The 19899-nt window shown below is 62.6% G+C and carries 14 protein-coding genes; 10 read left to right on the plus strand and 4 right to left on the minus strand.

The genetic code is table 11. From position 1 onward, the window contains the following. The first annotated feature begins 75 nt into the window (after window positions 1-75). The 7 genes from J2Y41_RS20365 to metG all read left to right on the plus strand — a co-directional run bounded on the left by J2Y41_RS20365 (window position 76) and on the right by metG (window position 10923). Window positions 76-1980 carry an acetolactate synthase large subunit gene (locus J2Y41_RS20365; RefSeq protein WP_224090848.1) on the plus strand — a complete coding sequence of 635 codons (1905 nt, stop codon included), beginning with the start codon at window positions 76-78 and terminating at the stop codon, window positions 1978-1980. Window positions 1981-1982: 2 nt separating this feature from the next. After that, on the plus strand, window positions 1983-2495 hold the full coding sequence (gene ilvN / locus J2Y41_RS20370) for an acetolactate synthase small subunit (protein WP_216923893.1): 513 nt from the start codon (window positions 1983-1985) through the stop codon (window positions 2493-2495). Window positions 2496-2595: 100 nt separating this feature from the next. After that, window positions 2596-3621: a ketol-acid reductoisomerase gene (gene ilvC, locus J2Y41_RS20375; protein WP_263422257.1), complete on the plus strand. Its 1026-nt coding sequence runs from the start codon at window positions 2596-2598 to the stop codon at window positions 3619-3621. Between the two features lie 270 nt (window positions 3622-3891). After that, on the plus strand, window positions 3892-5487 hold the full coding sequence (gene serA, locus J2Y41_RS20380) for a phosphoglycerate dehydrogenase (RefSeq protein ID WP_216923891.1): 1596 nt from the start codon (window positions 3892-3894) through the stop codon (window positions 5485-5487). A gap of 210 nt (window positions 5488-5697) precedes the next feature. Further along, complete coding sequence (locus tag J2Y41_RS20385) at window positions 5698-8508, plus strand: FtsX-like permease family protein (protein WP_224090847.1); 2811 nt, start codon at window positions 5698-5700, stop codon at window positions 8506-8508. Beyond that, window positions 8505-9260, plus strand: coding sequence for an ABC transporter ATP-binding protein (locus tag J2Y41_RS20390; protein ID WP_224090846.1), 756 nt, complete (start codon window positions 8505-8507; stop codon window positions 9258-9260). The genes J2Y41_RS20385 and J2Y41_RS20390 overlap by 4 nt, the downstream gene beginning before the upstream one ends. Before the next feature lie 103 nt (window positions 9261-9363). Then, window positions 9364-10923: a methionine--tRNA ligase gene (metG, locus tag J2Y41_RS20395; protein WP_309931246.1), complete on the plus strand. Its 1560-nt coding sequence runs from the start codon at window positions 9364-9366 to the stop codon at window positions 10921-10923. A 110-nt stretch (window positions 10924-11033) separates the two neighbouring features. Here the strand turns inward: metG and J2Y41_RS20400 are convergent, their stop codons facing one another. The 4 genes from J2Y41_RS20400 to J2Y41_RS20415 form a co-directional block, all read right to left on the minus strand. Then, on the minus strand, window positions 11034-13499 hold the full coding sequence (locus tag J2Y41_RS20400; RefSeq protein ID WP_309931248.1) for an ABC transporter permease: 2466 nt from the start codon (window positions 13497-13499) through the stop codon (window positions 11034-11036). A 3-nt stretch (window positions 13500-13502) separates the two neighbouring features. After that, the gene (locus J2Y41_RS20405; protein WP_224090844.1) at window positions 13503-14297 is read right to left on the minus strand and encodes an ABC transporter ATP-binding protein; all 795 of its coding nucleotides are present in this window, start codon (window positions 14295-14297) and stop codon (window positions 13503-13505) included. 111 nt (window positions 14298-14408) lie between these two features. Next, window positions 14409-15122 (minus strand): response regulator transcription factor, encoded by a 714-nt coding sequence (locus J2Y41_RS20410; protein WP_224090843.1) that lies wholly within the window; start codon window positions 15120-15122, stop codon window positions 14409-14411. A gap of 3 nt (window positions 15123-15125) precedes the next feature. Then, entirely contained in the window at window positions 15126-16253 is a 1128-nt protein-coding gene (locus tag J2Y41_RS20415) for a sensor histidine kinase (RefSeq protein ID WP_396133573.1), read from the minus strand. A gap of 180 nt (window positions 16254-16433) precedes the next feature. On the opposite strand from J2Y41_RS20415, the gene J2Y41_RS20420 reads away from it, so the two are divergent. The 3 genes from J2Y41_RS20420 to J2Y41_RS20430 all read left to right on the plus strand — a co-directional run bounded on the left by J2Y41_RS20420 (window position 16434) and on the right by J2Y41_RS20430 (window position 19886). After that, the gene (locus J2Y41_RS20420) at window positions 16434-17486 is read left to right on the plus strand and encodes a 3-isopropylmalate dehydrogenase (RefSeq protein ID WP_224090841.1); all 1053 of its coding nucleotides are present in this window, start codon (window positions 16434-16436) and stop codon (window positions 17484-17486) included. 117 nt (window positions 17487-17603) lie between these two features. Continuing rightward, on the plus strand, window positions 17604-18716 hold the full coding sequence (locus J2Y41_RS20425; RefSeq protein WP_224164606.1) for a branched-chain amino acid aminotransferase: 1113 nt from the start codon (window positions 17604-17606) through the stop codon (window positions 18714-18716). Between the two features lie 351 nt (window positions 18717-19067). After that, on the plus strand, window positions 19068-19886 hold the full coding sequence (locus J2Y41_RS20430) for an MBL fold metallo-hydrolase (protein WP_309931336.1): 819 nt from the start codon (window positions 19068-19070) through the stop codon (window positions 19884-19886). The last annotated feature ends 13 nt before the right edge of the window (window positions 19887-19899 follow it).

Consider the following 19899-nt stretch of genomic DNA (forward strand, 5'->3'; position numbering starts at 1 on the left):
AGCCGGAAGGCTGAGGGGTTTTTTTATTCCCCGAAGCAAGACCCATCAATCGAAGATCCACTAAGGAAGAGTCCGATGAGCAAAGGATCGCCGATCAGCCCCTCGCTGATGGCTGCAAAGTCCGCTGGAGCCCCAAAGGCTCCGGATAAGGTCGACCGTACGGCTGAGGCCGTCGTCGTCGACACTGCTGCACCTCTCTCTCCTGTACTTGGGCCGAACAACGTTGTACCCCCAACGGTGATGACCGGCTCGCAAGCAATTGTCCGTTCGCTCGAAGAACTCGGCGTGGACGATATTTTCGGTTTGCCCGGTGGCGCGATCCTGCCCACCTACGACCCCTTGATGGCCTCCAGCATGAATCACATCCTGGTCCGTCACGAACAGGGAGCCGGCCACGCCGCGCAAGGCTACGCCATGGTTACCGGACGGGTTGGCGTTTGCATCGCCACCTCGGGACCCGGTGCCACAAACCTCGTTACCGCCATCATGGACGCCCACATGGATTCCGTGCCGATGGTGGCCATCACCGGCCAGGTTTCCAGCGGAGTCATCGGCACCGATGCCTTCCAGGAAGCGGACATCGTGGGTATCACCATGCCCATCACCAAGCACTCGTTCCTGGTGACTGACCCCAACGACATTCCGCATGTCATGGCAGAAGCTTTCCACCTCGCGTCCACGGGCCGCCCGGGACCCGTCCTGGTTGACATCGCCAAGGACGCCCAGGTAGGCCAGATGACTTTCTCCTGGCCGCCGAAAGTTGACTTGCCGGGCTATCGTCCTGTGGTCCGCGGCCACAGCAAGCAAGTGCGCGAAGCTGCCAAGCTGATCGCTGCCTCCAGCAAGCCTGTTCTCTACGTGGGTGGCGGTGTGGTCAAGGGACACGCCTCTGCAGAACTCATGGAGCTGGCGCTGGCAACCGGAGCGCCGGTAGTCACCACGCTGATGGCCCGCGGCGCCTTCCCTGACTCGCATCCACTCCATGTTGGAATGCCGGGCATGCACGGCTCCGTATCTGCTGTCACCGCCCTGCAGCAGGCAGACCTCCTCATTACCCTCGGTGCCCGGTTCGATGACCGCGTTACAGGTGTGCTGAAGACGTTCGCTCCCTTCGCCAAGGTGATCCACGCGGATATCGATCCCGCGGAAATCTCCAAGAACCGGACGGCCGATGTCCCGATTGTCGGTTCGGTGAAGGAGATCATTCCGGAACTGACCGAGGCCGTGAAGACGCAGTTCGAGCAAAGCGGTGCACCGGACCTGGATGCATGGTGGGCGTTCCTGGGCAACCTGCGCGACACCTACCCCCTGGGCTGGACTGAACCCGAGGACGGACTGACGGCACCGCAGCGCGTGATCAAGCGCATCGGCGAGCTCACAGGTCCGGAGGGTATCTACGTGGCCGGCGTCGGCCAGCACCAGATGTGGGCTGCGCAGTTCATCAAGTACGAGCGCCCCCACGCCTGGCTGAACTCCGGTGGAGCCGGAACCATGGGATACTCGGTTCCGGCAGCCATGGGTGCCAAGGTTGGTGAGCCGGACCGCGTGGTCTGGGCCATTGACGGCGACGGCTGCTTCCAGATGACCAATCAGGAACTGGCCACCTGCGCCATCAACAACATCCCGATCAAGGTCGCCATTATCAACAACTCCTCGCTGGGCATGGTCCGCCAATGGCAGACACTGTTCTACGAAGGCCGTTACTCGAACACGGATCTGAACACCGGCCACGACACCGTCCGCATTCCGGACTTCGTCAAGCTGGCGGACGCCTATGGTTGTGCCGCACTGCGTTGTGAGCGGGACGAAGACATCGATGCCACCATCCAGAAGGCACTTGAAATCAACGACCGCCCGGTCGTGATCGACTTTGTCGTCAGCCCCAACTCGATGGTCTGGCCGATGGTGCCGGCAGGTGTCAGCAATGACCAGATCCAGGTTGCCCGCAATATGACCCCGGAATGGGAAGAGGAGGACTAGGCATGAGCCGCCACACACTGTCCGTTCTGGTCGAAGACAAGCCCGGCGTGCTGACCCGCGTAGCCAGCCTCTTCGCCCGGCGCGCGTTCAACATCAATTCACTGGCTGTGGGACCCACCGAGGTTCCCGGCATGTCCCGCATGACGGTCGTCGTCGATGCCGACGGCGACCTCATCGAGCAGGTCACCAAGCAGCTCAACAAGTTGATCAACGTGATTAAGATCGTTGAGCTGACTTCCGAATCTTCCGTACAACGCGACCACATCCTGGTCAAGGTACGTGCGGATGCCGCGACACGCCTGCAGGTAACCCAAGCTGCAGACCTGTTCCGTGCCGCCGTCGTCGACGTGTCTACAGACTCGTTGGTGATCGAGGCAACCGGTACCCCCGAGAAGCTCGCCGCACTGCTCTCAGTGCTCGAGCCGTTCGGCATCCGTGAAATCGTGCAGTCCGGCACCCTGGCCGTTGGACGGGGATCCCGCTCCATGAGTGACAGGGCGCTCCGCTCCGCGTAGGAAACAGGCATAGGCCGCGTTAGCATGCCATGCCGAGCGTTGCGTCCAGTACCGCAGCACCACATCAATATCCAGAAACCACTCAAGAGGAGTTACGCAAGTGACTGAAATGTTCTACGACGACGACGCAGACCTGTCGATCATCCAGGGCCGCAAGGTTGCCATCGTCGGCTACGGTTCCCAGGGCCACGCGCACGCACTGAACCTGCGCGATTCCGGCGTCGAGGTTGTTATCGCGCTGAAGGAAGGGTCGAAGTCGACCGCCAAGGCAGAAGACGCCGGCTTCACTGTCAAGAACGTTGCCGACGCCGCTGAATGGGCAGACGTCATCATGATCCTCGCGCCGGACCAGCACCAGCGCTCGATCTACAACGACTCCATCAAGGACAAGCTGACCGAAGGCAAGGCACTCGCCTTCGCCCACGGCTTCAACATCCGCTTCGGCTACATCGAGCCCCCTGCAGGCGTTGACGTCATCCTGGTCGCTCCGAAGGCTCCGGGTCACACCGTGCGCCGCGAGTTCGAAGCCGGCCGTGGCATCCCGGACATCATCGCTGTTGAGCAGGACGCATCCGGTTCCGCTTGGGAGCTGGCCAAGTCCTACGCCAAGGCCATCGGTGGCACCCGCGCCGGTGTCATCAAGACCACCTTCACCGAAGAGACCGAAACCGACCTCTTCGGCGAGCAGTCGGTCCTTTGTGGCGGCGTTTCCCAGCTGGTCCAGTACGGCTTCGAAACCCTCACCGAAGCCGGCTACCAGCCGCAGATCGCCTACTTCGAGGTCCTTCACGAGCTCAAGCTCATCGTTGACCTCATGTGGGAAGGTGGCATCGCCAAGCAGCGCTGGAGCGTCTCCGATACCGCAGAGTACGGCGACTACGTTTCCGGCCCCCGCGTGATCACTCCCGAGGTGAAGGAAAACATGAAGGCTGTCCTCGCGGACATCCAGAGCGGCGCCTTCGCCAAGCGCTTCATCGAGGACCAGGACAACGGTGCCGTCGAGTTCAAGGAACTGCGTGCCAAGGCAGAGCAGCACCCGATCGAAGAGGTTGGCCGCGAACTGCGTTCCCTGTTCTCCTGGCAGCAGCAGGACCAGGACTACGTCGAAGGCTCCGCAGCCCGCTGATCCTTTGCCCAGTGCCCTGGGCACTGGAAGCGACGCCCGTCCGGCGAACAAAGCCGGGCGGGCGTCGCTGTTTCGCAGCCGCTCCTCCCAACACAGCGTCCTGTGAATTTCTTCACAACAACCTCAACCGGGCCGTAACATCGTTCACCGGCACCGGAATCCCTGTCCAGGTTCGATATTCTGGGCTGGTCCCGGCGTCGTGTCCGGGCCCGGCGCATCCGCTCCTTGTCCAGTACTGTCCCAAAGTTGTCCAAAGTAAGGTGCCACCCCGTGTCAGCCACCAAACCCGTCGTCCTCCTCGCTGAGGAACTTTCACCCGCCACCGTCGAGGCATTGGGTCCGGACTTTGAAATCCGCCAAACCGACGGCGCCGACCGTTCCCAGCTGCTGTCCGCCATCGCCGACGTCGACGCAATCCTGGTTCGCTCGGCTACCCAGGTTGATGCCGAAGCCATTGCCGCGGCGAAGAACCTTAAGGTCATCGCCCGGGCCGGCGTGGGACTGGACAACGTGGACATCAAGTCCGCAACGCAGGCCGGTGTCATGGTCGTCAACGCACCGACGTCCAACATCGTTTCAGCAGCCGAGTTGACGGTCGGCCACATCCTGAGCCTTGCCCGCCACATTCCCCAGGCTAGCTCCGCGCTGAAGAACGGTGAGTGGAAGCGCTCCAAGTACACGGGCATCGAACTCTTCGAGAAGAAGATCGGCATTATCGGCCTGGGCCGTATCGGCGCCCTTGTCGCAGCCCGCCTTCAGGGATTCGAAACGGAGATCCTGGCGTACGACCCCTACATCACCGCCGCTCGCGCCGCACAGCTCGGGGTCAAGCTGGTCACCCTTGATGAACTCCTGGAAAACTCCGACTTCATCACCATCCACATGCCCAAGACGCCCGAGACGGTGGGCATGCTCGGCGCCGACGCCTTCCGCAAGATGAAGGAAACGGCCTACGTCATCAACGTGGCCCGTGGCGGCCTGGTGGATGAGGAAGCACTCTACATCGCGCTGAAGGAAGGCCAGATTGCCGGTGCCGGCGTGGATGTCTTCGTCAAGGAACCCAGCACGGATCTGCCTTTCTTCGAACTGGACAACGTGGTCGTTACCCCGCACCTCGGCGCATCCACTGACGAAGCCCAGGAAAAGGCCGGCGTCTCGGTGGCCAAGTCCGTACGCCTTGCCCTTGCCGGCGAGCTCGTGCCCGATGCCGTAAACGTCGCAGGCGGTGTGATCGCTCCGGACATCCGTCCGGGTATCCCGCTGATCGAAAAGCTCGGCCGGATCTTCACGGCGCTGACCCATGCGTCGCTGACCCAGATCGACGTCGAGGTTGCCGGCGAGATTGCCGCGCTGGACGTCAAGGTGCTTGAGCTGGCTGCCCTGAAGGGCGTCTTCGCCGATGTTGTCACGGAGCAGGTCTCCTACGTCAACGCCCCCGTCATCGCAGAGCAGCGCGGAATCAATACCCGTCTGATCACCACCCCGGACGCCGAGGACTACCGCAACGTCCTCACGATCCGCGGTGCGCTCAGCGACGGTTCCCAGATCTCCGTTGCCGGTACGCTGACGGGACCCAAGCAAGTTGAGAAGCTCGTTGGCGTCAACGGCTACGACGTCGAAATCCCCATCAGTGAGCACTTGGTGGTGGTGGCCTACGCGGACCGTCCCGGTGTCATTGGCACCATCGGCCACATCCTGGGCATGAACAACATCAACATCGGCGGCATGCAGGTTGCACGCCAGACCGAGGGAGGCCAGGTGCTTGCGCTCCTGACCATCGACAGTTCTGTTCCGCAGCAGGTCCTGGAAGCCATCAAGGCGGGCATTGGCGCCGATATGGTCCGCGAGGTGGACCTGGAGGACTAGGACTGCTCCTCATCAGCCAACTTCGCGTGCCGGGGACACACCACTGACACGCAACGGTGGCCGGTCTGCTTACAATGGCTTGGTCCGGGATTCGGACCCGGCAGCAGGCCGGCCACTACTTTTTGCACATAGAGCCCGGGATTCCTTTGTGTTTTTCAAAGATTCACGGAGCATGTGTGCGCGCCCGCAATCAAGGTCTCAGGGAGCCCAATGAACGCCGTCCAAAGGTTCATCAGAAGCCGTGTGCTGCTGCTGACCGCGGCCATTTTGATCGTCGCGATGTGCTTGTCCGTCCTAGTCCAGAGCCAGTCACAGGCCGCTCTGAACAGGACTGTGGATGAGAACTCGCGGGGACTCTACGACATCCTGGTCCAGGCAAAGCCGGACCCCTCACAGGACGGGGACGGCGGTGCTCTGATCCAGCCGGAAATCGCCAATGGGCAGGGCGGCATCAGCTTTGAGCAGCTCGAGAAAATCCGCACCATGGGCCAGACGGCGGTCGCTGCTCCCATCAGCCTCGTTTCGCGGGTTTCGCAGAACCTCGAGGCTCCGCGCCTCAATGCCATGGACTACCTTGGGTACAACGCCGGCCTTGCCGGTGGCATAACTGCAGGGGACCCCTCGGCCATGGATTCCAGCAAGTGGCCCGCAGCTGAATCCGTTTTGTCCGACACGCCCAAGAAGTACCGGCTGACGGCCTCCGCCACCAGCTCCGATGGCGTCAACCAGCAAACCCTTTTCAAGACGAGCGCCGAAGGGACCCTGGGCAAGGGCCGTCTGATCCAGGAACAGGCTGCCGGTGGTTCGAATGTCCGGATCGCAGGTCCGGACGGCGAAACCGGAATTAAGTTCCCCGCTCCCGCACTCGGCTCGGAGCACAACCTCTTCAATCTTTCGGTGGCACTTCCATTGGCGCCGGAGGTGACTGAGTCCGTCGTCGCCGTCGACCCTGCCTCCGAGAGGGCATTGTTGGGCTCCGCAGGTGATTTCCTTGCACCCTTGGAAAAGGCTCCGCCAGCGGACGCGCGCAATGCGGGCGCTATTGGCCGCCATTTCGAAAGTCTCTTCACCAGCGGCCTCAGCATGGACCAGCTTGAAGAAGGACCTGATTTCCTTGGTGTCAAGCTCAAGTACTGGGCTCCCCTGATGACGCAGTACCAGCAGGCAAAGCGCGACGGACTGCTGACCGACGATTCCCAGGCCATTCCGCTGATTGTTCGCTCGGGGACGTCCCTGGACCTGAAGTACTCGGTCAAGATCGAGGAAATCGATAACAACGGCAAGGTGGTCAACGAAGTCGGCACTGTAACGCGGTCCCTGGACAAGGACTACCTGCCGTTCGTTTCCAAAGCCCCGTTTGCCCTTGAATGGCCGGGTTCAACAGACCACAGCCAGCTCCTGGGCAGTACTGCCTCCTTCAGCCAGGGGCTTTACAACCCGGCCACCTGGAGTACTGCTTTCGCTGCAGCCCCGAAGTACAAGGAGGGCGACGAAGCCTCCAATGGTGCTTCGGACAAGACAGCAACGCCGGGGGACTGGGTCACAGTCAACCGCCTTCCGGAAAAGTCGTCCTTTGGCGCAGCCGTAGACCAGACCCAGCGCAAGCCTGTGGATGAGCGTTCCTACCGGGAAGACCTGGAAACCGGAAAAAAGCCCGCCACTCCCATGCCGATGGTGTACGGCACGTTTAATCCGGCAGACGTTCAGGCCGCAGCCGGTGACGTTAACAAGCTCCCATTGGGCGGCTATGACCCAGCTCCGATGACACTGAGCAAGGATGCCGAGGGCAAAGACGCCGATGACACGGTCCTGAAGCCATCACTGAGCGCCACAGGTCTGGTCAGCCAGTCGGCCGGCGCCATCACTGACTATTACGGCCTGGCCGCAGCCCGTGGCTATGACACCAACGCCGACGTCATCGACGCCATCCGCGTCCGCGCCAACGCCACTGGAACGTGGAAGCAGGCGCAGCCGGAGGTCGAAAAGCTGGCCGCCCAGATCCGTGAACTGGGCCTTGAAGCGACCGTGGTGGCAGGTTCCGCCCGCGAAGACGCCAATATCTTCGTCCCCGGATACAGCAAGGACGACGCCGGCAAGGAGTCACCGCTGGGCACAGTCCAGCAGTCCTGGGTTCGGCAGGATGCTGCTGACGCCGTTTCGGGTTCGCTGACAGGGACAAACATCACCCTTCTCTTCCTGACGCTTCTGGGCGCCACGCTACTCACTGGTGCCTCGACCGTCAGCTACATCCGGCAGCGCCGGAGCGAAGCTGGCATCCTGAGGGCAATGGGCTGGACGCAGAAGCGCGTCAGGTCCTGGGTGCTGGAAGAGTTTGCCGTGGGCGCGGCTGCCCTGGCCGCCGCGGGGATCATTTTGAGCCTGCTCAGTTGGAACCTTGCCACGGTGATCGTCTCGGTGACCATGCTCATCATCTACAGTGGCGCTGCCTTGCTGGCTGCCCAGCAGTTGCGCCACCGCGTGGTGGTAGACCAGGAACCCCAGCATGATGAACGCCTCGTCACTGTTGATTCGCCCCTGACGTTCGCCAACAGGCAGCTCACCACCAACCGGTTCAATTCTGTCTCGCTGGCCGTGGCTGTGGGCGTTTTCGGTGCCGCAGTGGGGGCCTTGATCGCACTGTTGATCGACATCCCCCGGGCAGCAGGGGCCAGTGCTTTGAGTGGGCTGGCGGCCGCGAGCATTGCTTTGCCAAGCGTGATCCTCGCCGTGTTTGGTGTGGTTGTGGGTCTGCTGCTCACACTCGTGACCGGGCGGTTCGAGCTCCACGCCAAGCGCGAGTATCTGGGCACTTTGCGTGCCATGGGCTGGAACCCGGACATGCTGGGCCAGGTCCGCTTCTTTGAAAATGCACTTGTCGGCACCGTGGCGCTTCCCTTGGGTGTCCTTGGTGCCCTTGGACTGGGGCTGCTCCTTGCTCCGTACGCAGCACTCTGGGCCGGGCTGGCCGGACTGCTGGCCGTAATTTGCTGGATTCCGATTGCAACGAAAGTAGTCAAATGACTGACAACCTCAACCCCGAGCTGACGGCGACCCCGGAATCCACGGACGAGTCGCTGCAGACCCGTGCCAACACCATTGTCCGGGCGTCCGACCACGCGACACCCTTGGAGCTTAGCCGCGTCACTATCCACTACGGCGGAGACAAGGGCGGCGCCGAGGAAGTCGACGTCGTGGATGACTTCAACCTGACCCTGCACGCAGGCGAGATGCACTGCATCGCCGGCCGAAGCGGCTCGGGCAAGACCAGTATCCTGACCGTCAGCGCCGGGCTGACCCTGCCGACGTCGGGCACCGTGTTTTGGGAAGGCCAGTCCCTGGCGTCAATGGGCGACGACGAGATCGCCGACAGGCGCCGTGCCTTGATTGGCTACGTCGATCAGGGCGGCGCCTTGATCGACGGCATGAGTGCCCTCGAGAACGTGCTGCTGCCCGCCGTGCCGGATGGAGAAGTTGAACAGCGCACGGAGATGGCCAAGGACCTCCTGGACCTGGTGGGCCTCGGACGCCGCATGCGGCACCGTCCCGCCCAGCTGTCCGGCGGTGAGCGCCAGCGTGTGGCAATTGCGAGGGCCCTGATCCTGGGAACCCGCGTACTGGTGGTGGATGAGCCCACCGCCAGCTTGGACCGTGCTGCAGCCAACCGCATCATCGGCATCCTGAAGGACACAACCAACGATGGCATCGCTGTGCTCGTGGCTTCACACGACCACGAACTGGTCCGGCTCAGCGATACGCTGACCGAACTGAACTAGTCCGCAAGACTGCTCCTTCGCCGGGATATCCGGCACAGACCGGACCGGCCGTCATTTGCGGCCGGTTCAGTCATTCCATCCGAAAAAAAGGTAACTTCTTAGAGTGACGTCTGCAGAGAAATCCCCGTTCTACATCACCACGGCCATCAGCTACCCCAATGGCGTGCCTCATATCGGACACGCCTACGAGGTCATCGCGACTGATGCCATGGCGCGGTTCAAGCGCCTCGACGGCCATGAGGTGTTCTTCATGACCGGCACGGACGAGCACGGGCTCAAAATGCAGCAGTCGGCCGAGAAGGAAGGCATTACTGCCAAGCAGCTCGCGGATCGCAACTCGGCGGCGTTCAAGCAGATGAGCCAGGACCTGGGAATCTCCCATGACCGTTTCATCCGCACCACGGACCCGGACCACTACACGGCGTCGCAAGCCATCTGGAAGAAGATGGAAGCGAACGGTGACATCTACTTGTCCAAGTACGAGGGCTGGTACTCGGTCCGCGACGAAGCGTACTACGTCGAGGACGACACCGTTGTGAAGGAAGACGGCCTCCGGTACTCGAAGGAGACGGACACCCCCGTCACCTGGACTGCCGAGGAGAGCTACTTCTTCCGCTTGTCCGCTTACCAGGAGAAACTCCTGGCCCTCTATGAGGCCCAGCCTGAGTTTGGTGCGCCGCAGTCCCGGTTCAACGAGGTCATCAGTTTTGTGAAGCGTGGGCTTGAGGATCTCTCCATCAGCCGCACCACCTTTGACTGGGGTGTCCCTGTTCCGGGCGATGAGAAGCACGTCATGTACGTCTGGGTGGATGCCTTGACCAATTACCTGACCGGCGCCGGATACCCGGACGTGGAGTCCGAGTCCTTCAGGAAGTTCTGGCCAGCCGATGTCCACGTCATCGGCAAGGACATTTCCCGTTTCCATGCGATCTACTGGCCGGCCTTCCTCATGAGCGCAGGCCTGGCATTGCCCAAGCGCGTCATGATCCACGGCTTCCTGACCAACAACGGCGTGAAGATGTCCAAGTCGCTGGGCAATGTCGTCGCCCCCCAGGACTTCGTGGCGCAGTACGGGCTGGACCAGTGCCGCTTCTTCTTCCTCCGGGAAGTCCCGTTTGGTGCCGATGGCAGCTACAACCACGAGGCTATCGTGGGCCGCATGAATTCGGACCTGGCCAACAACTTCGGCAATCTTGCCCAGCGGTCGTTGTCCATGGTCGCGAAGAACTGTGAGGGCAAGGTTCCTGTCCCCGGAAAGTTCACGGCTGAGGACAATGCCTTGCTTGCCAAGGCCGGAGAATTGCTGGCTACCGCCCGGGGCGCCTTTGACAAGCAGGAGTTCAGCCGGGCCCTGGAGGCTATCTGGACAGTGCTTGGCGACACCAACGCTTACTTCGCCGAGCAGGCCCCGTGGGTGCTGCGGAAGACCGACGTCGAGCGGATGAATACCGTGCTTTACGTCACCCTGGAAGTTGTCCGCATCGTGGCGATCCTCGCCCAGCCGGTGATGCCTTCCTCGTCCGCGAAGCTTCTTGAGGTGCTCGGACAGCCCGAAGGCGAAGCCAGGCAGTTTGCTGCCATCGCAACGCCGATCGTCGCGGGAACTGAACTTCCCGCTCCGACGCCGATCTTCCCCCGCTACGAGGAACCAGCCGAGGCATAACGTTCTCTCACATAACAGCCATTAACGAGAATTGCTCTCTCACTTCCTCCCCCTCGGGTGAGGGAAGTGAGAGAGCAATTCTCGTATCGCGTGATGATGTGAGAGAAGAATTAGGCCGTGGCCAGACCCTCCACAGGCGACAGTCGTGCTGCCCGATGGGCGGGAATCACGGAGGCCAGCAAACCAGCCACTACAGCGACGCCGAACACGGCCAGCAGTTGCAGCCACGGTACGGCGGGAACCACATCTGCGACGCCGCCAAGGGTAGCTTGCGCTCCCAGCCAGCCGTAGACAATGCCGATGCCCGCACCGAGGACTGCGGCCACGCCAGCTACGAGGACGGCCTCGATCGCGAGCATTCCCCGGAGCTGGCCCTTCGTCAGGCCCAGTGCCCTCAGCAAGGAGTTCTCCCGCGTTCGTTCAAGGACGGACAGCGACAACGTGTTCGCCACGCCGATAAGGGCAATCACCACTGCCACTCCCAGCAAGCCGGTGACCACCAGCAACAGGACATCGATGATGCTGTTGAAGGTCACGCGCTCGATGGCGGCGCCGCTAACAGTGCGCTCGTGCACGCCGAGGGCGGAGGCAATCTCCTTCTGAATGGCCTGAACCTGTTCGCTGGACACAGAATCAGCGAGCTTCACCCACACCATGCCCGGCGTTTCCGGGAGGGCACCCGCTGTGATGCTCAAGCTTTCCACGAAGGCCGGGACGTGGCGGGTCCGCAGGACTTTCGCGTCGAGAGACGCTGTGCCGGCCGCCGTCGTGATGGTCGCGCGACCTCCAGCGGAGTCCTCGGGCAGGTAGACCGTGCCTGGGCCCGGCTTCAGGTTGTTGTCGCGGAGGATAGAGGCAGCATCGCCCGACGAGAGCGAATAGACGGTCCTCCCTCCGTCGGGCGTGGACTCGGCGAGGGTCCCAACGGCCGGTAGGAGGACCGCATTGCTGACCCCGTCGAGTGTCTTGATACGCGAGATCGCTTCTGCTGGATCGGCTGAACTGTCTACCGCGGTGATGGCAGCGAGATCCACAGGGTAGTTCTCGGCCAGCGTTGCATTGAACGCTTGCCGTGACGTTGCGGCCCCGGTCATCATCAGCGAAACCAGCGTTACGCCGATCAGCAAGGCAGCGGCAGTCGCCGAGGTACGTGCCGGGTTGCGCGTCGCGTTGACGGCGGCGAGCTTGCCGGGCACCCCTGCGGGGGCGGCCAACCGGCCGGCGAGGGCCACCACTGTGGGAATGAACAATGAGGAGCAGAGCAGAATCCCGACGAAGGAAACCGCGCCGCCAAGCAAAGCAACCAGCAATGAGACCGTGGTGCTGCCGAAAATCAACAGTGATACGCCGCCGATCAGGGCAATCAGGCCCAGCGCCAGCCGCACATTTCCTCGACGGTTGCCAACTGTCGCGTCGTCGGCGGGCCTCAGCGCAGCCAGTGGAGCGACCGATGTAGCCGCCCTGGCGGGGACGAGGGCCGCGACGACGGTCAGCAGGGTTCCCGCGACCAGCCCGGCGATGATTGCCGACGGCGGTATGGCCAGAGTGGCGAACGCTTGCTCTGGTTGTGTCTTGGCCCAGGCGACCAGCCCGGTCATCAGGCCCATCGCAGCCAGGACACCCAGAATCGATGAGACGAAGCCAACCACGAGGGCCTCCAGCATGACGGAGCCGCGGATCTGCGAGCGGCCTGCACCCAGGCAACGTAGCAACGCCAATTCGCGGGTCCGCTGTGCCACCAGCACGGAGAAGGTATTGGCCACCACCAGAGTGGAGACGAGGATAGCGACACCTGCGAAGGCGAGCAGGACGATAGTCAATTGGTCCTGACCAGCGCTGAGCATGGCGACCGTGGAGGTGACCTTCTCCTGGGCCGTTTCCAGGACAGGCGCGTCGGCACCTGCGGCTTCCATGCGGTGCGCGATGTACTCCTTCGCTGCGGGGACGTCTTCGTCGGGTTGCAGGACGAACTGCAGTCCCGAATATCCTGCTCCGGCATCCTGCACCGCGTCCAGGACAGACTCCGAAGCGACAAGCTGGGCCGCCGAGGACGAGAACGGATCGTTCGTAGCTTGAATCAGGCCGGTAACTGTCACCTTGGCAGTCTTGACGGATCCTCCACCGTGCAGCTCGAGCGTACTTCCAACCGTGAGTCCGAGATGCTCTGCTGTCTTGACGTCGATCACGGCTTCGAAGGGTTGCGACGGCATGGAACCTGAGGACAAGGTCGCGCCCTCCAAGGGTGAGGGCGCCGTATTTCGAAGCCGGCCCTGCTGTTCTCCGCCGCCGGCCACGAACGTCACGTAAGTGGAGCGTTCGGCGTAGTGGTCCTTGACTGCGGGCGCGGACCTCGCGGCATCCACCGCTGCCTGGCTGAAGGCGTCACCGTTCTTGGATGTAGCAATAAGATCCGCGTTACGGTAGGCCTCGCCGATACTCGCGCCAAGCGAAGCATTGGTGCTCGCGCCCACCATCAGCGTGGCGGAGAGGAACGCAACGGACAGCATCACGGCGAGCCCGATTGCGACGAATCGTCGGAAGTGCGTCGTCAATTGGGAGAGAGCTACGCGCAGCATGCCTTAAGCCCCCAGCTTGCCGAGAGCCGTCAAAACTGATTCGGCTGTGGGCTTCTGGATCTCGCCTACCAGACCGCCGTCGCTCATCAGCACCACGCGGTCGGCAAAGCTTGCGGCGACGGGGTCATGGGTCACCATGATGATGGTCTGCCCCATCTCCTGGCTGCTGCGACGCAGGAGCGCAAGCACTTCGCCGCCGGCTTTGGAGTCCAGGTTCCCGGTGGGCTCGTCACCAAACACGACGTCGGGACGCGTCAGTAGCGCTCGGGCTACGGCGACACGCTGCTGCTGTCCGCCTGACAACTCGTGGGGTCTGTGCTTCAACCGGTCCTTCAACCCGAGGGTGTTGACTACGGTATCCAGCCACCCGGCGTCGGCGGTTGTTCCCGCCAAAGCGAGCGGCAGCGTGATGTTCTGCTCCGCTGTCAGTGTGGGCACCAGATTGAAGGCCTGGAACACGAAGCCAATGCGCTCGCGTCGAAGGGCGGTGAGTTGGCGGTCGTTGAGCCCGGTGAGCTCCGTGCCGCCCAGGACGATCCGTCCGGAGTCCGCCGTATCAAGGCCGGCGAGGCAATGCATGAGCGTGGATTTGCCCGATCCTGAAGGTCCCATGATTGCGGTGAATTTGCCTGCGTCGAAGCCCACCGATACCTCGTTCAGGGCCATGACACGGGTATCGCCGCGTCCATAGGCCTTTGTCAGCGCGAAAGCTTCAACGGCAGTGCGTGGCCTGGCTGCATCGGCTTCAGCGGGGCGACCGTTACCTGTTGGGTGGGGGAGAGGCGTGAAAGTTGTCATATTTTCACGCTATGTGCCGGGGATGCGCCGCCGGATCCGGCCACGGACCCATTCCGGGCAAGTCCAGCTCATACCGTGGTCTGAGGCCGGCGATCACGTGATGGGGCGTAGCTAGCTTCCTGGGGCGACCACGCCTGTCTCGTAGGCGATGACCACCACCTGCACACGGTCCCGCGCTCCGAGCTTGGCCAGGATATGGCCCACATGGGTCTTCACGGTTGCCTCGGAAAGGAACAGTCCCGCGGCGATCTCCGGATTCGACTGCCCCTGGGCGATCAGCTGGAAAACCTCGCGTTCACGGGCAGTGAGGCGTTCGACCGCGGCGGCGTGTCCGCTTTGTTCCGGTGTCTGCTTTCTGAGCAGGGGAGCCACGTGCTCCAGCAATCTCCGAGTGGTGGATGGGGCGATGACGGCGTCGCCACGGTAGACCGTGCGGATGGCCTCCAGCAGTTCCTCTGGCGGAGCGTCCTTGAGCAGGAATCCGCTGGCGCCGGCCTGGATTGCAGCCAAAGCATACTCGTCGAGGTCGAAGGTGGTGAGGACCACGATTTTGACCTCCGCCCGCTGGGAGCCCGAGGGCTGGGTGGCCGCCTGTTCCAAAATGCGTCTCGTGGCTTCGATGCCGTCCATACCTGGCATGCGGACATCCATGAGGACGACATCTGCTGTGACTGCGTTAAGAGCCTGGATTGCCTCGATTCCGTTGCCTGCCTCTGCCACCACCTGAAGATCGGGTTGGGAATTAATCAGCATGCCGAACCCCGAGCGGACCAACTGTTGGTCATCGACGAGCGCCACCCGGATGGGTGCGGCGAGTGCAGGCATGGCTTAGGCCTCCGAATAGGGAATGAAAGCGGACACACGGAAACCGCCGCCTGGCAAGGGGCCTGCGGTCAAGGAACCATCGTAGAGGGAGATACGCTCGATCATGCCCCGCAGCCCGTTTCCCCCACCTGCGGCGGGCGGATCAGCTGCGGCGCCCCGACCGTCGTCGACGATGTTCAGCGCTAGACCGCGACCCTGCCACGTGAGCGTCACGCTCGCTCCGGCGTGGGGTCCTGCGTGCTTCATGATGTTGGTGAGTGCTTCCTGGATGATCCGGTAGGCAGTGAGTTCGGCCCCGGCCGGAAGCGCCCGGCGAGGCATGCCAAGCTCTTCGAAGGAGATCTGCAGCCTTGCTGCGCGGAAACCCAGCAGAAGTTCGTCGAGATCGGAAAGCCCCGGCTGGGGCCTTGTCGGTGCTGCCTCATCCGAGCGCAGCACGCCGAGCAGCCTTCGCATCTCACCGAGGGAGTCCCGGCCCGTGGCGGCGATGGTGGCCAGCGCTTCGGTGGCCAGTTCCGGCTTGGCGGCGGCAGCGTACCGGGCACCATCGGCCTGGGTGATGATGACGGACAGAGAATGCGCCACGATGTCGTGCATTTCCCGGGCGATGTGGGAGCGTTCATCAGCTGCGGCCAGCTGGCGCTCCTGTTGCTGTTCGATTTCAAGGCGTCGGGTCCGGTCCTCAAGGGCCTGGAGCTGGAGCCGTCGAACGCGGGTAAGATCGCCGAGCGTCCAACTGACCAGCACCAGCATCCAGATAAGGACTGTGTAGAGGGCCCCAATGGTAAGGCCCATGATGCCGGACTCAGCGGGGCTCGAGTATTCGCGCGTAGTGAGCATGACGCCGCCCAGCAAGCCAAGCAAGAGGACCGTCCGGCTTGCCCATGCCGGCCCGTAGGCGGCCGTGGCGTAGATGACCAGCGGAACCGCAATTTGGCCAGCCACCGGTTCCGCGCCTACGGCCCACTGGATCAGGCACACCAAAACCACGACGGCGGCAGCCACCACGGGACGTGTCCTTCGCCATGCCAGGGGCAACAGCAGGCCGCAGGAGAAGAAAAACAGCAAGGGGCGGTCGGCCATGAGATAGACAGGTCCGAACAAGAGGACCAGCAGGCACGTTGCCGCCATATCTACCTTGAAGCGGTTGATCCGGAACCATTCGTATATCGCGTGCCTTCTATCCACGATACGACTCTATGTGCTGGGTTTGGGCCCGGGCGTCATGCCCTGGTCTGATTCGTGCTGGTGGCCTGTTCGAAGTGTGAGACGATTTTGACCAACATGTGGATTGCTTGGCTAGATAGACCTATGAGTGCATCGTCCATCAATCTCGCTGTCATCCCCGGTGACGGCATTGGCCCCGAGGTCATCGCCGAAGCCATCAAGGTCCTGGAAAAGGCTGTCGCCGCCGATGGCGTTGCCCTTGAGCAGACCCACTACAAGCTCGGTGCGCAGCACTGGCTTGAGACGGGCGAGACCCTTCCGGACGAGGTCCTTGCAGACCTCCGTACCCGCGATGCCATCCTCTTCGGTGCTGTTGGCGCCGCACCCGGCGACACCCGTATTCCTTCGGGCATCATCGAACGCGAGATGCTGCTCAAGCTCCGCTTCAGCCTGGACCACTACGTGAACCTGCGTCCGTCACGCCTCTACGGAACGGTTGGCAGCCCGCTGGCCAACCCCGGCACCATCGACTTCATTGTGGTGCGCGAAGGCACGGAAGGTCCCTATGTGGGCAACGGTGGAACGCTGCGCGGCGGAACCCCGCACGAAGTTGCCACCGAAGTCTCCCTTAACACTGCCCATGGCGTGGAGCGCGTGGTGCGGGATGCATTCCGCCGCGCCAGCGAACGTCCGCGCAAGCACGTCACCCTCGTCCACAAGCACAACGTCCTGGTCTTCGCCGGACACTTGTGGAAGCGCACCGTTGAAGCAGTGGCCAGCGAATTCCCCGAGGTCACGCACGACTACCTTCACATCGATGCTGCAACCATCTTCATGGTCACCGACCCCTCCCGCTTCGATGTCATCGTCACCGACAACCTTTTCGGCGACATCCTGACCGACCTCGCAGCTGCCGTTACGGGCGGCATCGGCTTGGCGGCATCGGGCAATATCAACATGGACCGCACAGCACCGTCCATGTTCGAACCCGTCCACGGCTCAGCACCGGATATCGCCGGACAGCAGAAAGCCGATCCCACCGCGGCCATCCTCTCCGCAGTGCTCCTCCTGGACCACCTTGGCTACACCACGGCGGCCCGCAAGATCGAGGCGGCAGTGGTCGCCGACGTCGAAAGCCGCACCGGCGAGCCGCGCTCTACTGCGGCGATCGGCGATGCCATTGCGGCGGCACTTTAGGCCCATTTCTCAGGCGTAAGCTTGTCTTGAATTATTTACCTGCTTCCTTGGTCCACCGCTGAACCGCTTCCTCCGGGACCCGTTTCGCGCTACCAGGTAGCTGACTGTGGAGGAAACATGACTCAGACTGCCCACGGCGTCGAATTCAGCCAGCAGCTTTCGGAAACCCCGAAATCTGCTGAGGAGCGTGCAGCCGTCCTGGCGAACCCAGGCTTTGGCGATTACTTCACCGACCACACCGCCGTCGTTGACTACAAAGTCGACGCCGATGGAAATGGCGGTTGGCAGAACGCCCGGATCGAGCCCTACGGACCAATCTCGCTGGATCCTTCGGCCGCAGTCCTGCACTACGGCCAGGAGATCTTTGAAGGCCTGAAGGCATACCGCCACGCTGACGGTTCGGTGTGGACCTTCCGCCCCGAAGCGAACGCCGCGCGGCTGAACAAATCGGCCCGCCGCCTGGCCCTCCCGGAGCTGCCCGAGGAATACTTCCTGGGTGCTATCCGCGAGCTCGTGCAGGCGGATAAGGAATGGGTGCCTTCCGGCGACGGTGAAGCTCTGTACTTGCGCCCCTTCATGATCGCCACCGAGGCCTTCCTCGGTGTGCGGGCCGCCAGGGAAGTATCCTTCCGCGTTATCGCCTCTCCAGCCGGCAACTACTTCGGTGGCGAACTGAAGCCCGTTTCCATCTGGATTTCCCGTGAATATGCACGCGCGGGCCGCGGGGGAACAGGTGCAGCCAAGTGCGGTGGCAACTACGCCGCCTCCCTCATCGCGCAGCAGGAAGCCGAAGCGAACGGTTGCAAGCAGGTACTTTTCCTGGACCAATTCAACGACGACGCCGTGGAAGAACTCGGCGGCATGAACGTCTTCTTCGTCATGAAGGACGGCTCGCTCGTTACCCCCGCACTGACCGGGACCATCCTGGAAGGTGTCACCCGTTCGTCCGTAATCCAGGTTGCCAAGGACATGGGCCGCGAGGTTTCCGAGCGAAAGATCACACTCGACGAATGGCGCGAGGGAGTTGCTTCCGGCGAAATCGCTGAAGTCTTCGCTTGCGGTACGGCGGCCGTGATCACCCCGATCGGTGTCCTCAAGGACGCCACGGAATTCATCGGATCCGAGGACGCCAAGGCAGGCGAAACCACCATGGCCATCCGCCGGCAACTCCTGGGAATCCAGACCGGTACCGTCGAGGACACCCACGGCTGGCTGACCCGCCTGGTTTAGTTCAGGACGCAACTGAAACGAACGACGGCGGCCCTTCTGTTTGGTGACAAACGGAAGGGCCGCCGTTGCCATGCCCCCGATGTTCTCTCACATCCTGACCGTTTGGCGGGAATGTTCTCTCACATCCTGACCGTTTGGCGGGAATGTTCTCTCACATCCTGAGCGTTTGGCGGGAATGTTTTCTCACACGCGGAGGGGTTGGTTGACGTCAACGGTGAGCCCGCCGTCGAAGTCCAAATGAGCGAGGATCGGTGGAAACGGGGCAGGATGTGAGCGAGGATCGGTGGAAACGGGACAGGATGTGAGCGAGGATCGGAAGTGGTGCAAGATGGGACGGTGACTTCAGAATCCATGGGGACTTCCAGCGACTCACCTTTCAGCGACTCACCTTCCGGCGATTACACCTCTGCGCTGCAGCAGAGCAGCACTCTCACCCGCTTCCGGCTGGCACCAAACCCGGGCCCGATGAGCCTGGATGGCACCAACTCCTACGTCATCAGCGCGGGGGATTCGGGCCATGTTGCCGTCGTGGATCCCGGTCCGGAAGACGAGGGGCACCTGGCTGAGCTGGCAGCGGCCGGGGTGGTGGACGTGGTGCTTATTACGCACCGGCACGCTGACCACACTGCAGCGTCCGCCAGGTTCCATGAACTGACAGGCGCTCCCGTCAGGGCTGCTGCCGCGGAGTACTGCCACGGTGGCGAGCCTCTCGTGGACGGCGAAGTGCTCCGTGCCGGCGGCGTGGAGATCCGTGTCCTTGCCACCCCGGGCCACACGTCGGATTCCTTGTGCTTCCACCTCCCCGAGGACGGTCCCACAGGCTCCGTTCTGACGGGTGACACCATCCTGGGCCGTGGCACCACTGTGCTGGACTACCCCGATGGCCGCTTGGGTGATTACCTTGCCAGTCTGGACAGGCTCGAATCCCTGGGCCCGGCTACGCTCCTTCCCGCCCACGGACCGGTGCTTGCAGCCTTGGATGTGAGATGCCGCGAGTACCGCGAACATCGCCAGCAGCGGCTCGACCAGATCAGGGCTGCGTTGGCACAGCTCGGCCAGGATGCGCCGATTGCCGCAGTTACTGATGCGGTGTATCCCGACGTCGACCCTTCAGTCAGGTGGGCAGCTGAGACGTCGGTCGCAGCGCAATTGGAGTACCTTCGCGGTTAGCGGGCAAACGTCC

It is taken from the genome of Arthrobacter sp. 1088, assembly GCF_031455315.1.
Taxonomy (GTDB): Bacteria; Actinomycetota; Actinomycetes; order Actinomycetales; family Micrococcaceae; genus Arthrobacter.

Excerpts from the sequence above, each read along its gene's own strand:
- J2Y41_RS20415 (WP_396133573.1), bottom strand. The coding sequence starts at position 16,253 with ATGGCGGCAACGTGCCTGCTGGTCCTCTTGTTCGGACCTGTCTATCTC.
- ilvN (WP_216923893.1), top strand. The coding sequence starts at position 1,983 with ATGAGCCGCCACACACTGTCCGTTCTGGTCGAAGACAAGCCCGGCGTG.
- J2Y41_RS20410 (WP_224090843.1), bottom strand. The coding sequence starts at position 15,122 with ATGCCTGCACTCGCCGCACCCATCCGGGTGGCGCTCGTCGATGACCAA.
- J2Y41_RS20420 (WP_224090841.1), top strand. The coding sequence starts at position 16,434 with ATGAGTGCATCGTCCATCAATCTCGCTGTCATCCCCGGTGACGGCATT.
- J2Y41_RS20390 (WP_224090846.1), top strand. The coding sequence starts at position 8,505 with ATGACTGACAACCTCAACCCCGAGCTGACGGCGACCCCGGAATCCACG.
- J2Y41_RS20430 (WP_309931336.1), top strand. The coding sequence starts at position 19,068 with ATGGGGACTTCCAGCGACTCACCTTTCAGCGACTCACCTTCCGGCGAT.
- J2Y41_RS20405 (WP_224090844.1), bottom strand. The coding sequence starts at position 14,297 with ATGACAACTTTCACGCCTCTCCCCCACCCAACAGGTAACGGTCGCCCC.
- J2Y41_RS20425 (WP_224164606.1), top strand. The coding sequence starts at position 17,604 with ATGACTCAGACTGCCCACGGCGTCGAATTCAGCCAGCAGCTTTCGGAA.
- J2Y41_RS20365 (WP_224090848.1), top strand. The coding sequence starts at position 76 with ATGAGCAAAGGATCGCCGATCAGCCCCTCGCTGATGGCTGCAAAGTCC.
- J2Y41_RS20400 (WP_309931248.1), bottom strand. The coding sequence starts at position 13,499 with ATGCTGCGCGTAGCTCTCTCCCAATTGACGACGCACTTCCGACGATTC.
- J2Y41_RS20385 (WP_224090847.1), top strand. The coding sequence starts at position 5,698 with ATGAACGCCGTCCAAAGGTTCATCAGAAGCCGTGTGCTGCTGCTGACC.